Raw genomic sequence first — 15,871 nt, forward strand, 5'->3', positions numbered from 1 at the left:
CATCCGTCCTCTTTCCCCGCGTCCCCGGGTGCTCGCCACGCTCCCCCCTGGAGTCGTTCCGATACGACCGTACAGTGCGAAAGCCCCTCCCCTAGGGACGGGGAGGGGCTGCGCGGGGTTGAGCGGAGCCGGTCGGCTCGGTACCGAAGGACCGTCGGGCGGCCTAGTACCAGTGGTTGGCCTGCCAGAACGACCACGCCTGGCACGGGCTGCCGTAGCGGCTGTTCATGTAGTTGAGGCCCCACTTGATCTGCGTGGCCGGGTTCGTCTGCCAGTCGGCGCCGACGGACGACATCTTGGAGCCGGGCAGGGCCTGGAAGAGGCCGTAGGCACCGGAGGAGGCGTTGACCGCCTTGTAGTTCCAGCTGGACTCGTGGTCCACGATGTTGCTGAAGCACTGGAACTGGCCGCCGCCCACCATCTGACGCGCCATCGCCTGGATCTGCGCCACGGTGTAGCTGCTCTGGGTGGGGAAGCTGGAGGAGTCGCGGACGTCGTCGCGGCTGGCCGCGGCCTTCGTCTCGGCACGCTCCTTGGCCTCCTTGGCCGCCTTCTCCGCCTTCTCGGCGGCCGCCTTCTTCGCGATGGCGGTCTCGGCGGCGGCCTTGCGGGCTGCTGCCTCGGCGTCCTTCTTGGCGCCCGCGTCGGCGGCGATGGCCTGAGCGTCGGCCTGCTGCGTCAGGGACGCGGTCTGCACCTGGGCCTGCTGACCCGCGGGTATGTCCGCGAGGAGCGTGGTGTCGGCTGCCGTCGTCTCTGCGTCGTTGTTGTTCTGCGCGACGCTGCCCGAGGCAACGCCGACAACGCTTCCGACGGCGGTGACCGCGGTGGCCGAGGCCACTGCGAATCCCCGGACCGAAATCCGGCTCACACGGTTTCCTTCCAGCATCGCCCGCTTCGGTGACCCTGGCGGACGCAATCGTGCCCCTTGGCACTGGCCTCCCAACTGCGGGGTCACGGGAGGCGCGGGCCCGGTGGGCAACTCCCCCGAAGGGAGCGCCGCGTGGTGCTCGGGCGGCATACGACGAACTCTGTGGAGTTGGTGTGTTTCTGTGGTGCCGTACCGCTGGGGGTACAGGTGTGTCGTATGCGGGGCCTGACAGGAGTGAGACTCTGCCGTAACCGGACGCCGCGTGGCAATTCTGTGTTGCGTGTGAAAGCTCACATCCCGTTTGGCCCTGGTGATTTCAGGAAACCCCCACACGCGAAGGCACCGCCCGGCTAGGCTCCTGTGCCTTTGCCGGACGGTGCCGAATGGGCCTTCCCCAGGGTCAGATGTGGCCGTCCTCCAGCATTTCGGTCACAAGCGCGGCAATCTGGGACCTCTCGGACCGCGTCAGCGTGACGTGCGCGAAGAGCGGATGCCCTTTCAGCTTCTCCACCACGGCGACCACGCCGTCGTAGCGGCCTACGCGCAGATTGTCCCGCTGTGCCACGTCATGGGTCAGAACGACCCGCGAGTTGGCGCCGATCCGGGACAGAACGGTCAGCAGGACGTTCCGTTCGAGGGACTGTGCCTCGTCCACGATCACGAACGCGTCGTGGAGCGAGCGGCCGCGGATGTGGGTGAGCGGGAGGACCTCCAGCATCCCGCGCGCGGTGACCTCCTCGATGACCTCGCGGCTGGTGACCGCGGAGAGGGTGTCGAAGACGGCCTGCGCCCACGGGCTCATCTTCTCCGCCTCGGAGCCGGGCAGATAGCCCAACTCCTGCCCGCCGACCGCGTACAGCGGACGGAAGACCATCACCTTCTGGTGCTGGCGGCGCTCCAGGACCGCTTCCAGGCCCGCGCACAGCGCGAGCGCCGACTTGCCGGTGCCGGCCCGGCCGCCCATCGAGACGATGCCGACGTCCGGATCGAGCAGCAGGTCGAGCGCGATGCGCTGCTCGGCGCTGCGGCCCTTGATGCCGAACGCCTCCCGGTCGCCGCGCACCAGCCGGACGTTGCCCTCGGCGGTGACCCGGCCGAGCGCCTTGCCGCGCTCGGACTGGATGGTCAGGCCGGTGTGCACGGGGAGGTCGGAGACCTCCGGAACGTACACGTGCCCTTCCTCGAAGAGGATGTCCACCTGTTCGCCGGAGAGCATCAGTTCGGACATTCCGGTCCAGCCGGAGTTCTCCGTGATGGCGAGTTCGGCCCGGTACTCCTCGGCCAGCAGGCCCACGGACGAGGCCTTGATCCGCAGGGGCAGGTCCTTCGACACCACGGTGACGTCGAACCCCTCGGCCTGCAGGTTCCGGGCCACCGCGAGGATGCGGGAGTCGTTGTCCCCCAAGCGGTAGCCGGTGGGCAGCACGCTGGGGTCCGAGTGGTTGAGCTCGACACGGATGGTCCCGCCGAGTTCCCCGATCGGGATGGGGGCGTCGAGGCGACCGTACTTCACCCGGTAGTCGTCCAGCAGGCGCAGTGCCTGGCGGGCGAAGTAGCCGAGTTCGGGATGGTGCCGCTTGGCCTCCAGCTCCGTGACCACCACGACGGGGAGCACGACCTCGTGCTCGTCGAAGCGGGTCAGGGCGTTCGGGTCGGCCAGCAGGACGCTGGTGTCGAGAACATAGGTGCGCCGGTCTGGCTTGTGGCGCTTTGTGCTGGTCACCACGGAAGGACGTACCCCCTCGGATGAGGTCGGGGAGCGACGAAGTGGAGCTGGACCGGTTTCCGGCCCCCGCACACGGCGGGCCGGATACCGGCCCTCCGCGGCTGCTTCCGTGCGGCGATCGCACGGTCGGGCTGGTGCAAAGGGCCTCCCGGGCGGACGGCCCCGTGCCGCCCGCTGAGATACGACGCCCGTGGTTCGGGTGTCGACCTGTTTGGCTTATGCCCTCGAACATGCACCGCCATGCAAATGCAGCCAACAGCGCACCGGTGAACTCCTTGTTACATCCACCCGAACCGGGGTATACGGCAACCGCCCCGGCGCCGGGCGGCGACGGGGCGGTGCGGTGTGCGGTCAGCCGCCGTAGCGGCGGTGACGTGCGGCGTAGTCGCGCAGGGCGCGCAGGAAGTCGACCTTGCGGAAGGCCGGCCAGAAGACCTCGCAGAAGTAGTACTCGGAATGCGCGGTCTGCCAGAGCATGAATCCGGACAACCTCTGCTCGCCGCTGGTGCGGATGACCAGGTCCGGGTCGGGCTGGGCCCGGGTGTAGAGGTGACGGCCGATCATGTCGACGTCGACGGACTCGGCGAGGTCCTCCATCGCCACGCCCTTGTCCCGGGCGTCGAGGAGCATGGAGCGCACGGCGTCGGCGATCTCCTGCCGGCCGCCGTAGCCGATGGCCACGTTGACCACTATTCCGTCGATGTGGGCGGTGGCCTCCTCGGCCTCCTTCAGCGCGGTCTGCATCTGCGAGGGCAGCAGGTCGGGCGTGCCGACGTGGTGCACGCGCCAGCGGCCGTCGGCGGCGAGGGTGCGCACGACGTCCTCGATGATGCCGAGCAGGGGGACGAGCTCGTCCGCCGGGCGGTCGAAGTTGTCCGTGGACAGCAGCCACAGGGTGACGACCTCGACGTCGGTCTCGGAGCACCAGCCGAGGAATTCCTCGATCTTCTCGGCACCGGCCCGGTGGCCGTGGACGGTGGTGGAGCCGGACGCCTTCGCCCAGCGGCGGTTGCCGTCCATGATGACGCCGATGTGCTTGGGCACCTGGTCGTGGTCGAGGTGGCCCTCCACCCGGCGTGCGTAGAGCCTGACGAGCAGGCCGCGCAGCTTGTCGCGCAGGTTCACGTGGCCCTCCGGGGGTTGGCGCGGGGGTATGGGGTGCCGGAGCCGTTGAGCCTACCGCTGCCGGAGGCCCGGTCCCGGTCCGGGGTTTGGGTGGGTGTCGACACGGTCTCGCCGTCGGACGCGGGTCCGCAAGGGCCTGCCGCGCGCACGCGGTGGGGCCGCACCTCGGAACACGGCCCCGGGCCCCGGCCCCGTCCGGCGACCGGCGGTTCCGGACCGTCCCAAGAAAAAACGGGCCGGTCCGTGGGGGGGAGACGGACCGGCCCGAGGGGGGGTTTCCACCATAACCCTTCGTGAGGGATGGTGGGTGCATCGGCGCGACACAACTACTCTCCGGAATCACCCGGCGACGCCCCGGTGGGTACGGAAGGTTGGATTCAGGGGTGTTTCGTGGCCGATTTGCATCGGAATCCCAGGGAAATCCTGCTGAATACAGCGGGATTCAGAGGGTTTGCGCCATATTGGCGATAGATCGGCACGCCGCCCTGCCGTCCCCCTGACGGGCTACCCGGCCGGTGAACGGCGGACTTGACGATTCCGCTCGACGCGGGAGGCGGAGCGGGGAGGGGTCACCGGCCTGTCGGCACCGCGCAGCCCCCTCCTCTGCGCGGTGCCAGCCCGCGCAGCTTTGCTGACGCGAATTACCTTGGTCTGAACTTACGTGACCGGTGAGGCTGATGTGAACCGGAGCCGATAACAATGTGGAAACCCCGGGGGAACGGCGGGCAAAGCCTGCCGGGTGTACCCCGTTATGCCCTGATTGGTCAGCTGTGCGGCTTGCGGACGTCGAAGAGGTGCCGGGTGCTGTGCGCGACGAACGGCCCCTCCTGCCCGATCCGCTCGTGCAGCGCGCGCAGTCGCGGCTCGTACGCCTCGACCGTGAAGCCGGGCACCATCCAGACGACCTTCCGCAGGAAGTGGACGACCGCCGCGACGTCGTGGAACTCCATCCGCAGCCGCTCCGCCCGCAGGCCGGCCACCACGAGGCCCGCCGCCTCGGCGCCGGCCCGCTCCCGCTCCGGGTCACGGGCGGAGCGCACCTCCTCGGGCTGCGGGCCCAGGAAGTACTCGACCAGCTCGAAGACGCTCGCGGGTCCGACGTGCTGCGCGAAGTAGGTGCCGCCGGGGCGCAGCACCCGGGCGATCTCGTCCCAGTACGGCCGGACGGGGTGCCGGCTGAGCACCAGGTCGAACGTCTCGCCGGCGAACGGCAGCGGCGCGTCGTCCGGGGCCGCGACGACCACCACCCCGCGGGGCCGCAGCAGCGCCGTGGCCTTGGCGACGTTCGGCGGCCAGCCCTCCGTGGCGGCGACCGCGCCCGGCCGGGCCGGGCCGGCCGTGCCCAGCGCGAAGTCCAGCACCTCGCCGCCGCCGGTCTGGACGTCCAGCGCGGCCCGCACGCCGGCCAGCCGCTCCCCCGCCGACCGGGCGTACCCCCAGGAGGGCCGCGCCTCGGTCGCCCGGCCCTCGAACCAGGAGAAGTCCCAGCCTTCCGTGGGCGCGGCGGCGCCCTCGGCCACGAGGTCCTCGAAGGAGGGGTTCGCTGTCATGACACCCAGGATCGCAGCCGGTTGTCGGTGCGTCCTGCTACTTTCCGCCCGCATGACGACGACTTACTTCGCCGGGGAGAAGGACACCCTGCACGCGAGCCTGGACCGGCACCGGGACATCGTTCTCGGGAAGCTGGACGGCCTCGACGACGAGCAGCTGCGCCGCCCGATGACACCGACCGGCACCAACCTGCTCGGACTGGTCAAGCATCTGGCCGCGGTCGAGTACGGCTGGTTCGTGGAGACGTTCGGCGGCGAGGCCGAGCCCTTCTGGTTCGATCCCCATGACGACATGCGGGTCTCCCGCGACGAGCCGACGGAACGGATCGTCGCCTTCTACGGCCGTGCCCGCGCCGCCGCCGACCGTTCGATCGCCGCGCTGCCGCTGGACGCCGAGGGCCGTCCGGCCTGGCGGGACGTCGGCGTCTCCCTGCGCTGGACCCTGGTCCACATGATCGAGGAGACCGCGCGGCACGCCGGGCACATGGACATCCTGCGGGAGCTGATCGACGGCGCGACCGGGGACCGCCCCTAGGGGGCTTCGCCCGGGTCGGCCGGGGCCGGGCGAGCGGGCGGCCGAGCGGGCGGGCCGGCCGGTCCGGGGAGGACGAGGAGGATGTGCTCGTTCTCGCCGTACCGGACCGTGCCGGCGCGCTCGAAGCCGTGTCTCTCCAACAGGCGCACGGAGGCCGCGTTGCCGGCGAACGGATCGGCGTACAGCGGGCGGGCCGGCTCCTCGTGGAGGAAGAGGGCCAGGGCCCGGGTGCCGATGCCACGCCCCCAGTACGGGCGGCCGAGCCAGTACCCGAGGAACCGGCGGTCGTCCTGCGTCCAGGACACGAAGCTCCCGGCGGCCTCCCCGTCCACGGTGACCGTCCGCACGAGGCAGTCGGGATCTCCCAGTACGCGCTGCCGCCAGTGCGCGAGGAAGGCGTCCCGCGGCCGGGGGGTGAACCTCGACCGCCGGACCGCCTCCGGATCGTGCTCGTGGGCGAGGAACAGTTCCAGGTCCGCCTCGACGACGGCGCGCAGCCGCACCTCGGGGTGCCCGCCCTGTTCGCCGCCCGTGTCCCGCGTCGCCTCCGCCATGCCGGGAAGTGTGGCAGCCGCCACCGACACCGGGGCCTTCCCGCGCAGCCGCGGGTCTACGGCACCAGGGGCCGCACTTCGGCCGCGGTGAAGCGCACGAAGCCCTCCGGGTCGGGTTCGTCCCCGGTCGGCTGGAGGACGACGGTGTCCGCCCCTGCCTCGGCCAGTCGGCGCACCGCTCCGGCCACCGCGGTCGCGTCCCCCGCCACCCCGACGCCCTGGGCCGACTCCAGCCCCTCGGCGGCGAGTTCGGCGCGCAGCCGCGTCTCGGCGCCGGCTCCGGTGGCGGCGAGCAGGTAGACGACCACCGGGTGGGGATCGGTGCGGCCCGTCTCCCGCCGCCCCTCGTCGATGAGCTGCCGGGCCCGCCGTACGCCCTCCGGTGAGGTGGACGCGGTGAGGACGGTGCCGTCGGCCCGGGCGCCCGACAGCCGCAGCGTACGAGGGCCCGTGGCGCCGGCGAACACCTGCGCCGGGGCGTCCGGGGGCCAGTCGAGTCCGACGTCGTCCAGGGTGACGTACCGCCCCTGGACGGTGAGCCGTTGCCCGGCGAGCAGCGCGCGCAGGGCGTCGAGGTGTTCGCCGAGCAGGGTGAGCGGGGAGGCGGGGCGGGCGCCCACCTGGCCCATCCAGTCCTGCACCCCGTGTCCGACCACGACGGTGGCGCGGCCGGGGAACATCCGGTGCAGTGAGGCGGTCTCCATCGCGGTGAGGGCCACGTTCCTGAGGGGGACCGGCAGCAGCCCCACGCCCACCCGCACCCGCTCCGACCAGGCGAGCGCCGCGGCGGCCGTGGAGATCCCGCCCTCCCGGAAGCAGTCCTCCCACAGCCACAGCTCTTCGAGGCCCACGTCGTCCGCCGTCCGGGTGACGGCCCGCAGCCGCTCGGGAGGAAGCTGGGGGCGGAAGACCACACCGAGTCGAGTCATGACGCCCTTCCTAGTGGGGAGGACGGGATGAGGACAACGGGTTTATGTCCGGCGGGTGTTGATGCCGACGGCCGGCGCGGAGAGGGGAGTTCGGGCATGGGGCGGCGGGAACGCTGGCGGGACGGGCGGGGACGGCTGATCGTGGGGGGAGGCTCCGGGGACGCGGCGGCCGTCACCGTGCCCCTGGAGATCGCGGCGTCGTACCGGGCCCGTACGAAGGGGCTGCTGGGCCGTGACGCGATCGACGGGGCGATGCTGCTGTCGCCCGCGAGCGGGGTGCACACCTTCGGGATGCGGATGCCGATCGACGTCGCCTACCTGGACCGCCGGTCGACCGTCATCGCGGTCCGCACGATGCGCCCCGGCCGCCTGGGCCTGCCCCGGCCGCGGGCCCGGCACGTGCTGGAGGCGGAGGCGGGGGCGATGGCGGGCTGGGGGCTGGTGGCGGGTGTACGGGTGGAGGTCGAGGCCGTTGTCGGTGGGACGGCCTAGCATCCGGGCATGAGGGCTTCAGGGACGTTCACGGTCGAGGAGTTCACTCCGGCAGCGGTACGGCCGCCGGAGCCGGTGGTCGAGACGGCGGTGCCCGTCGGGGTGGCCACGATGCGGAAGCGGTACGACGGCGAGGTCGGCGGGAGATCGGTGACCCTGTTCACCGCCGCGTACGACCAGGCCGCCGCGACCGGCACCTATGTCGCGATGGAGTCGTTCGAGGGAACCCTGCACGGACAGGGCGGCACCTTCAACTTCGCGCACTCGGGCACGACCCTCGGGGAGGGCAGGGAGGCCGAGTTCTTCGTGATCGTGCCGGGCAGCGGGACGGGCGCGCTGACCGGGATCCGGGGGGCCGGCGGTCTGTCGGTCGACGCGGACGGCACCCATCGGATCTGGTTCGACTACGAGGTGGGAGCCGGCTCCGTCACCGCTGGGGGCGCGGGAAGGTGACCTCCACCCGGCGGTTCTTGCGCCGGCCCTCCTCGGTGGAGTTGTCGGCGATCGGGTACTGCTCGCCGTAGCCGCGCACCTCGAAGGTGATGCCGGGCTCGTTCAGGTCCTGGTCCAGGACGGCCTGGACGGCGTTGGCGCGCTGCTTGGACAGGATGTCGCCGTGGGCGGAGCTGCCGAGGTTGTCGGTGAAGCCGAAGACGCGGACCTGGGTCGCGTTCTGCTTCCTGATCTCCTCGGCGATGGCCGCGATGCGGGCCTTCGCGTCCGCGCCGAGCTTGGCGCTGTCCTTGCCGAACAGCACCTCGGCCTGGAGCGCGAAGGTGACGTCGGCGTTGGTGTCCTCCCGGCGCTCGTCCCCGCTCTGGTCCTCCACGACCGACTTGATGTCCAGCACCTTGGCCTCCGCCAGGGTGGCCCCCTCGGGCAACTTCAGATCGGGATCGGTGGGGTCGACCTTCACGGGGGCGGTGGCGGAGGGTTCGGTACCGGGGGGGTTGTTCGGGTCGGTGTCGTCGGCGTGCGCCGAGGCAGCGCCGTGAAGGCTCGCCACGAGGAGGAGGGCGGCGGCCGAGAGGGTGCGACCGAGGCGCGGCGTGGTGGTCACGTGCGACCTCACCCGGAGATCTTGATGGTGGCGGAGGCGAACGTGGGCAGCTGGAACTCCACTTCGGCCGTGTTCGCGGGCGGTGCCGGAAACTGCATAAAGACCGGCAAACTGTCCCCGGCCTTGAGACTCGAGAGACCAGTGGTCGTCAGCGGCCGCCCCTCCGTGTCCCGCAGAACGTAGTACCGCTTCTTCCCTTTCGGATCGACCAGTGTGGCTCCGCCCAGTGACGTGCCATTCCTGATGATTTCGGTTTCGTTGCCGCTCAGGGAGGACGGAATGAGGAGGCTCTTGGCCCCGTCGTTCTTCAAGGTCCCATTCACAGTGACGAAGCCGCCGGAATCTCGCTGTGCCGAGGTGATCTGGAGGAGCAGACCATCCGAGCCTTTCAGCTCGGCCAGCGGCTCGTCCGACTGCCCCTCCTGGGTGCTCGGGTTGGGGTCGCCGCCCTTGGTGGCGGAGGCGGAACCGTGCGGCTTTGCGTCGTCGCCGCCACCGCCACAGCCTGCCACGCCGACGGCCAGGCCCACCGCAACGGTCAGTGCGACCATCCCCCTGCGGACCTTCGCAGTGAACCGAATGCTCATCGCTCTGCTTCCCTTTTCCATCGCGTTCGCTTGTTCAGTCGGCCAGGTGGACGTCGAAGAGGTCGTCGGGCTTCGGGAGCCGTGACGGAGGATCGTCCGGCTTCGGGTCCCACACCTGGCCGTGGCAGGTGATGCGAGGCAGCGCGTCGTCGTTCTCTGCATCATCGCCAGGAGGCGGGAACGAACAGAGCGACTCGATCACGGCACGGGCGTGAGCCGTCGATCTACGGTTCTCCGTGCCCGGGACCACGGAGTCCCCCACCGTCTTGTTGGTCCTGACTTCAACGGTGTAGGCGAGCGTCGCCTGAGTACAGGCCAGCACCGAAGCATCATTCTGGTCGGCGAGTTCACCGGCACGCGAGCAGAAATCGTCGCCCACGTCCCCATTCAGGATTGCCTGCCACTGGTCCGGTTCGCTCAGAGCATCCAGCCACATGTCCGCGAGTTGGTCACGTGTCTTCTGCGCGGCCGCGAGCGCCGCCGCGTCGGCCGCTGTCTGAGCGCCACCCCTGTTCACAGCCGCTTGGCCGACGGCGAGGTAGGCGAACGCGAGAAAGAGCAGGCCCGCCACCACCGTGATGTAGATGGGGAAGGCCTGCCCTGCGTCGTGGCGCGGAGGAGTCAGCCGCCGGTGACTTCGGTGATTTTCGTCCTGATCGCATCGAAGATCGTCTGCCCGATGCTCGTACCCGTGATCGCCAACACGATCGCCACGACCACCGCGATGATGCCGAGGTACTCCACTGCGGTCTGCCCACGGTCGCTCCGGGCGGCACGCGCCTGCAGGTACGCGACGGTGGTGTTGAACCACTTGCTCATGGTCTTCCCCTCCAGCTTTGCCTCGGATCCGGGCACCGTACGGGGACACCCCTTGCCCACCCCAGGGCCCCAGGGCCCAACCCCAGGCCCATTCGTGGGACGTGCCGCTCTCCCGGCCCATCTCAAGCCACCCCCAGCCACTTCGCGGCCGCCTGGGACCTCGTCGTGCTGTCGAGCTTGGCGAAGATGCGGTTGATGTGGTTCTTGACCGTCTTCTCGCTGATGAAGCAGGCGGCGGCGATCTGCTGATTGGTCATGCCGGACGCGATGAGGTCCATGATCTCCGCCTCCCTCGTACTCAGCCGGAACCGCGACCGACACGACTCTCCCACAGGACGTTGCAGTTGCGAAAGAGGAATGGGCGGTAATTCGTCCAAATTAACCGGGGGTTCGGCCTCCATGTGTGCAGGTGCACTCGACTGGAGCCCGGCCAGCAACGCCCTCGCCGCCCCCGGTGTCACATGCGGCCGCCCCTCCCGCACGTCCCGCACCGCCCGCACCAACTGCTCGGTCGTGAACTCGCCGTGCACCAGGTATCCCCCCGCTCCCAGCCGCAGCGCCTCCCGCACGGTCTCCGCCTCGTGGCTGTACGTCAGCATCATGACGGGGGCCAGCCGCACCAGGTGGGGCAACGCCGAGATTCCGTCCACCCCGGGCATGCGGACGTCGAGCAGGATCACGTCGGGCCGGCACCGCAGCGCCGCCTCGTAGGCCTCGCGACCGTCCGTCGCCTCCGCCACCACCGTGGTGTCCTCGCGGCCGGACAGCAGGGCGGTCAGGCCCGCGCGGACCACGGGGTTGTCGTCGGCGACCAGCAGCCGCAGGGGCGGGACCACGGGCGCGGACGGCGGGAAGTCCGGCCGGGGACGGGTGTGCCGCATCGGTGCCTCCTCTCAGGCGTCCGGGGAGGACGGGTGGGCGGGACGATCGGTGGGGGCGGTCGCGGGCCGGTCCCCCAGCGGGAGTTCCAGCCGTACCTCCGTGCCCCGTGCGTGGCCGCCCCGGCCGACGCGCAGGCGGGCGCCCGCCCGGGCGGCGCGTTCGACCATGCCGAGCAGGCCGAAGTGGCCCGAGGTGCGGAGGCCTTCGAGCGTGGTGCCGGGCGGGAGTCCGGTGCCGTCGTCGTGCACGGTGATCCGGAGCAGGTCGCCGTGGACCGCGGCCCGTACGTCCACCCGGGTCGCGGACGCGTGCCGGTGCGCGTTCTCCAGCGCCTCCGCGACGATGGCGAGGACATGGCGGGCCGTGGTCGCGGGCAACGGCGGGAGACCGGCCGGGACCAGCCCGTGGCAGTGGACCGGCAGACCGGTGCGGGCACCGAAGTCGGCCGCACGCGCACGCAGTTCCCGCCATGCCGTCGTCTCCTTCGCCCGGCCCGGCTGCTCGCGTCGCAGGTCCGTCAGCAACTCCCGCGACTCCGCGGCCGCCCTGCGCGCCGAACGGGACACCAGCTCCGCCTGCTGCCTTATGCGGTCGGGATCGGGCGCGTCCGTGGAGGCGGTCGCCGCCAGTCCGTCCGCGGCCAGCGCCACGCCGTACAGGGTCTTGGCCACGGAGTCGTGCATCTCGCGGGCCAGCCGGGCCCGTTCCGCGCTCACCGCCTCGGCCGCCGCGAGACGCGCCTGCACCGTGGTCAGGGCCTGGGTCGCGGCGCCGAAGCGGAGCATCAGGTTGCGCAGGGTCGAGCCCATGGCGCCGGCGATGACGCACAGGCCGGGCAGGAGCAGGGCCTCGGCGACGGGCGCGTGCCGGTCGGCCTTCAGGGTGGCGTGGACCAGCAGCAGGATCAGCGACTGGAGCGAGGCGAAGCAGGCCGCGCCGCGCCAGCCGTAGACCAGGCCCGCCACGAGCGGGGTGCAGACGCTCACGTAGGCGAGGGTGGTGTCCGGGCCCGCCGAGACGAGGAGGAAGGAGCCGAAGAGGGTGTCGACGGCGAGCAGGCTGGGGTGGCGCAGCAGGAGGGGACCGAAGCGGGCCCAGTCGCGGAAGAGGACGTAGGACATCATGAACGTGACGACCACCGCGGCGCCCACCAGGCGTGCGCCCAGGCCGGGTGCGGCGTTGAGCAGCGCGGCGGGGGCGGCCACGGCGATCATGGCCAGCCGGAAGCCGAAGACCTGCCGGCACATCGCCTGCAGCGCCCGGACCTGGATCTTCTCCGACGGCTCGGTCGGCAGCACGCCCTGACCCGCCCCGGTCGCGGAGAGCGGGTCGGCCGCGGACAGCGGGTCGGCCCCGGCCGCCGGACGTCCCCGCTCCTGCCGACGTCGGGCCCACCGGCCCTGCCCGGGCCACCCGCCGGCCCGCCGCGCCAGCCGGCCGGTGGCCGTCCGCAGTCGCCGCCGGCCCCCGAGGGACGCGTCTCCCCCGTGTCCTCCGGGTCCCGTCAGCCCTGTCGCCGTCACGTCCGCCTCACTTCCCCGTGAGCGAACCGAAGTCCACTCCGGAGCCGAGCAGCAGGCCGGCGCCCAGCAGGAGCATCGTCGCCGGGACCATGAACGTGGTGATCATCAGCGTCGCCTTGGGCACCGCGCGGGCGGCCTTGCGACGGGCGTTCTGCGCGTCGGTGCGGCGCATGTCCTTGGCCAGCGAGACCAGGGTGTCCACGATCGGGGCGCCCAGTTCCTCGCCCTGCTGGAGTGCCGTGACGAACATGGCCACCTGCTCGGAGTCGTTGCGCCGGCGCAGTTCCGCGAAGGCCTGTCGGCGGCTCATGCCCAGGTCCATCTGGCGCAGGGTGATGCGGAGTTCGTCGGCCCACGGGCCCTCGTAGCGGGAGGCGACCCGGTCCAGGGCCTGGCGGAAGCCGAGGCCCGCGCTGACCACGACGGCCAGCACGTCCAGGAAGTCGGGCAGGGTGCGCTCGATGACGTCCTTGCGGACGCGGATCGCGGACCAGATGCCGACCTCGGTCCAGAACGCGCCGAACAGCAGCAGGAGCAGGGCCACGAACCACTGCCCGCGCAGCAGGAAGACCAGGAAGCCGACGCCGCCGAGCGCGCCGTAGACCGCGCGGCGGGCCGCGTACCGGTCGATGGTCAGACCGCCCGGGTTGCCGGCGAGGTCGATCCTGCGCCGGTACTTGGCGACCAGCCGGGGCCCCATCAGACGCAGTACGGCGGGTGCGTAGCGCATGCCCATGCGGTCGACGACCGAGCCCACCGCGCCGGTGCGGGTGGCGCCGACCTCCAGGGCCACGGCGAGGTCGCCGGGGAGCTTGGCGTCGGCGCGGTACATGCGGATGCCGGCGAAGACGCCCCAGACCGCGAGGCCCATCACGAGTGCGAGGAGGAGTTCCACGGTGCCCGCCCCCTCACACGTCGATCCGGCTGAGCCGCCGGATGAGGACGAATCCGACGGCGTACATGGCGAACGCGATGATCACGCAGGCCTGGCCCACCGGGGAGCCGGTCATGCGTTCCAGCGCGCCGTCCTTGACACCGTTCATCAGGAACAGGGCGCCGATGCCGAGGACCGGGACGGCGTACGACGTCATCGTCACCTGGGAGAGCTGGGTGCGGATCTCCCGCCGGGTCTCCTTGCGTTCCTCCAGCGTCTCGGTCAGGTTCCGCAGGGCGGACACCACCTGGCCGCCCGCCCGGTTCGACAGGACCAGGGTGGTGACGAGGACGACCAGTTCGCGGGAGGGGAGGCGGTCGGCGAGTTCCCCCAGCGCGTCGTCCAGGGAGTGTCCGATGGCGAGCTGGTCGTCGACCTTGGCCAGTTCCTCGCCCGCCGGTGCCTCCAGTTCCTCCGCGGCCATGCCGACGGCGGTGCGCAGGGCCAGACCGGCCTGGGTGGCGTTGGCCAGGATGCGGGCCAGTTCGGGGAGCTGGTTGATGAACCGCTCGATGCGTTTCTGGCGCTGCCAGTTGAGGAACTGGACCGCCGCCCAGATGCCGAGCAGCCCGGCGATCGGGCCGAAGAAGGGCGCCAGGGTGGCCTGGCCGATCAGCCAGAGCGCGGCGACCGCGACGAGCATGTAGACGAAGAACTCGCCCGGGGTGACGTCCAGGCCGGTCGCCGCCAGCCGCAGTTCGAGCCAGCGGCCGAGACGGGTACGGCGCAGGCGCCGGTCGAGGTCGCGGAAGCGGCGCGTCCGGCCGGTCCCCGCGTGGGGTCCGGTGAGCGCGAGGCGGTCGACGAGGGCGGCACGCTGGGCCCGCCCGGAGGCGTAGGCGTGCACGCCGGCCACCGCCAGGACGCAGGTCAGCAGCGCCACTCCGGTGGTGAGCTGGACGAGGGTGTGGAGTTCCATGGGGGGTGGCCTACCTACCTGGCTTCTCGGGTGGCGAGCTGGTCCGCGGAGTGGGCGACTCCGAAGGCCTGCGGGATGGGCTGGCTCGCCATGTAGAGGCGGTCGGCGGTACGGCGGGGCAGCGGGAAGTACTGGAAGGTGCCGTACACCCGGCCGTCCGGGGTCATGGGCTGCGCGTCGAAGCGGGCCACGGTCGCCAGCCGGTACGGATCCCCGCCGTGGCTGTCCAGCAGCGCGATCTCGGTGATGCGGCGGACGCCGTCGGCGAACCGGGTCAGCTGGACGAGGACGTCGACCGCGCTGTTGATCTGGTCGTGCAGCGCCACGAAGGGCACCTCGACGTCCGACATGGAGGCGAGGGTCTGCAACCGGGTGAGGGCGTCCTCGGCGCTGTTGGCGTGCACGGTGGCGAGGGAGCCGTCGTGGCCCGTGGACATGGCCTGGAGCATGTCGAGGGACTCGCCCCCGCGGACCTCGCCTACGACGATGCGGTCGGGGCGCATGCGCAGCGAGTTGCGGACCAGGTCGCGGATGCTGACCTGGCCCTTGCCCTCGACGTTCGGCGGCCGGGACTCCAGCCGGACCACATGGCTCTGCTGGAGCTGGAGTTCGGCGGAGTCCTCGATGGTGATGATGCGCTCGTGCGCGGGGATGAGCCCGGAGAGGGCGTTGAGCAGGGTCGTCTTCCCGGTGCCGGTCGCCCCGGAGACGATGATGTTGAACTTGGCCTGCACCAGTCCCGCCAGCAGGTACACCATCTGCTCGTCGAGCGAGCCGAAGGAGATCAGCTCCTGGAGGGTGAAGGAGCGCGGGAAGCGGCGGATGGTGAGGATCGGGCCGGTCAGCGACAGCGGCGGGATGATCACGTTGACCCGCTCGCCGGAGGGCAGGCGGGCGTCGACCATCGGGTTCGACTCGTCGACGCGCCGGTTGACCGTCGACACGATCCGTTCGATCGTCTGCATCAGCTGGTCGGCGGAGACGAAGCGGAGCGGCAACTGCTCGACGCGGCCGCCACGTTCGACGAAGATCGCGTCGGGTCCGTTCACCATGATCTCGGTGATCGACGCGTCCTCCAGCAGGGGTTCCAGGATGCCGAGGCCGAGGGCCTCGTCCACGACCCGGCGGATCAGCTGTGAACGCTCCACCGTCGACAGGACCGGGCCCTCGCGGCTGATGATGTGCCCGAGCACCCGCTCCAGCCGCGCCCGGCGCTCGGCGGCGGCGAGCGAACTCATCTCCGCGAGGTCGATCTCCTCCAGCAGCTTGGCCCGGTAGGAGGCGACCAGATGCCCGTCCTCGCCCCGGCTGCCGTGCTCCTCCGGAGTGCTGATGCGTGCCCGCAGGCTCATGGTCGGCGACTCC

At 71.2% G+C, this 15,871-nt stretch carries 18 protein-coding genes; 3 read left to right on the plus strand and 15 right to left on the minus strand.

What is annotated here, in order from left to right; all coding sequences use genetic code 11:
• Positions 1-163: 163 nt before the first annotated feature.
• The 4 genes from ACF08B_RS10965 to ACF08B_RS10980 form a co-directional block, all read right to left on the minus strand.
• Positions 164-889 (minus strand): transglycosylase SLT domain-containing protein, encoded by a 726-nt coding sequence (locus ACF08B_RS10965; RefSeq protein ID WP_093475068.1) that lies wholly within the window; start codon positions 887-889, stop codon positions 164-166.
• A gap of 382 nt (positions 890-1,271) precedes the next feature.
• The gene (locus ACF08B_RS10970) at positions 1,272-2,597 is read right to left on the minus strand and encodes a PhoH family protein (RefSeq protein ID WP_392317046.1); all 1,326 of its coding nucleotides are present in this window, start codon (positions 2,595-2,597) and stop codon (positions 1,272-1,274) included.
• Between the two features lie 351 nt (positions 2,598-2,948).
• On the minus strand, positions 2,949-3,722 hold the full coding sequence (locus ACF08B_RS10975; RefSeq protein ID WP_093475071.1) for an isoprenyl transferase: 774 nt from the start codon (positions 3,720-3,722) through the stop codon (positions 2,949-2,951).
• Positions 3,723-4,486: 764 nt separating this feature from the next.
• Positions 4,487-5,272, minus strand: coding sequence for a class I SAM-dependent methyltransferase (locus tag ACF08B_RS10980; protein WP_392317047.1), 786 nt, complete (start codon positions 5,270-5,272; stop codon positions 4,487-4,489).
• A 52-nt stretch (positions 5,273-5,324) separates the two neighbouring features.
• Here ACF08B_RS10980 and ACF08B_RS10985 point away from each other — a divergent pair, with 52 nt between their 5' ends.
• A complete protein-coding gene (locus tag ACF08B_RS10985; RefSeq protein WP_392317048.1) occupies positions 5,325-5,807 on the plus strand; it encodes a DinB family protein in 483 nt (160 codons plus the stop codon).
• On the opposite strand, the gene ACF08B_RS10990 is transcribed toward ACF08B_RS10985, so the two are convergent.
• On the minus strand, positions 5,804-6,361 hold the full coding sequence (locus ACF08B_RS10990) for a GNAT family N-acetyltransferase (RefSeq protein ID WP_392317049.1): 558 nt from the start codon (positions 6,359-6,361) through the stop codon (positions 5,804-5,806). The genes ACF08B_RS10985 and ACF08B_RS10990 overlap by 4 nt on opposite strands.
• A gap of 56 nt (positions 6,362-6,417) precedes the next feature.
• On the minus strand, positions 6,418-7,290 hold the full coding sequence (locus ACF08B_RS10995; protein ID WP_392317050.1) for an LLM class flavin-dependent oxidoreductase: 873 nt from the start codon (positions 7,288-7,290) through the stop codon (positions 6,418-6,420).
• Positions 7,291-7,386: 96 nt separating this feature from the next.
• Here ACF08B_RS10995 and ACF08B_RS11000 point away from each other — a divergent pair, with 96 nt between their 5' ends.
• Both ACF08B_RS11000 and ACF08B_RS11005 read left to right on the plus strand, forming a co-directional pair.
• A complete protein-coding gene (locus ACF08B_RS11000) occupies positions 7,387-7,782 on the plus strand; it encodes a DUF192 domain-containing protein (protein WP_392317051.1) in 396 nt (131 codons plus the stop codon).
• Between the two features lie 9 nt (positions 7,783-7,791).
• Positions 7,792-8,235, plus strand: a complete 444-nt coding sequence (locus ACF08B_RS11005; protein ID WP_093475080.1) for a DUF3224 domain-containing protein — start codon at positions 7,792-7,794, stop codon at positions 8,233-8,235.
• Here ACF08B_RS11005 and ACF08B_RS11010 read toward each other — a convergent pair.
• The 9 genes from ACF08B_RS11010 to ACF08B_RS11050 form a co-directional block, all read right to left on the minus strand.
• Positions 8,210-8,842 carry an OmpA family protein gene (locus ACF08B_RS11010; protein WP_093475082.1) on the minus strand — a complete coding sequence of 211 codons (633 nt, stop codon included), beginning with the start codon at positions 8,840-8,842 and terminating at the stop codon, positions 8,210-8,212. The two genes, ACF08B_RS11005 and ACF08B_RS11010, sit on opposite strands and share 26 nt — an antisense overlap.
• Positions 8,843-8,850: 8 nt before the next feature.
• A complete protein-coding gene (locus ACF08B_RS11015) occupies positions 8,851-9,429 on the minus strand; it encodes a hypothetical protein (protein WP_392317052.1) in 579 nt (192 codons plus the stop codon).
• Positions 9,430-9,463: 34 nt separating this feature from the next.
• A complete protein-coding gene (locus ACF08B_RS11020) occupies positions 9,464-10,054 on the minus strand; it encodes a pilus assembly protein TadG-related protein (protein ID WP_392317288.1) in 591 nt (196 codons plus the stop codon).
• Entirely contained in the window at positions 10,051-10,248 is a 198-nt protein-coding gene (locus ACF08B_RS11025; RefSeq protein ID WP_333764989.1) for a hypothetical protein, read from the minus strand. Before ACF08B_RS11025 ends, ACF08B_RS11020 begins: the two co-directional genes overlap by 4 nt.
• Positions 10,249-10,370: 122 nt before the next feature.
• On the minus strand, positions 10,371-11,129 hold the full coding sequence (locus ACF08B_RS11030; protein WP_392317053.1) for a response regulator: 759 nt from the start codon (positions 11,127-11,129) through the stop codon (positions 10,371-10,373).
• Positions 11,130-11,141: 12 nt separating this feature from the next.
• Entirely contained in the window at positions 11,142-12,377 is a 1,236-nt protein-coding gene (locus tag ACF08B_RS11035; protein ID WP_392317289.1) for a sensor histidine kinase, read from the minus strand.
• 283 nt (positions 12,378-12,660) lie between these two features.
• Positions 12,661-13,548 carry a DUF5936 domain-containing protein gene (locus ACF08B_RS11040; protein ID WP_392317054.1) on the minus strand — a complete coding sequence of 296 codons (888 nt, stop codon included), beginning with the start codon at positions 13,546-13,548 and terminating at the stop codon, positions 12,661-12,663.
• Between the two features lie 13 nt (positions 13,549-13,561).
• Complete coding sequence (locus ACF08B_RS11045; RefSeq protein ID WP_392317055.1) at positions 13,562-14,506, minus strand: type II secretion system F family protein; 945 nt, start codon at positions 14,504-14,506, stop codon at positions 13,562-13,564.
• A 14-nt stretch (positions 14,507-14,520) separates the two neighbouring features.
• Positions 14,521-15,858, minus strand: a complete 1,338-nt coding sequence (locus ACF08B_RS11050) for a CpaF family protein (protein WP_392317056.1) — start codon at positions 15,856-15,858, stop codon at positions 14,521-14,523.
• Between the last annotated feature and the right edge of the window lie 13 nt (positions 15,859-15,871).

The organism is Streptomyces sp. NPDC015139, from assembly GCF_043079785.1.
GTDB classification, from domain to species: domain Bacteria; phylum Actinomycetota; class Actinomycetes; order Streptomycetales; family Streptomycetaceae; genus Streptomyces; species Streptomyces albidocamelliae.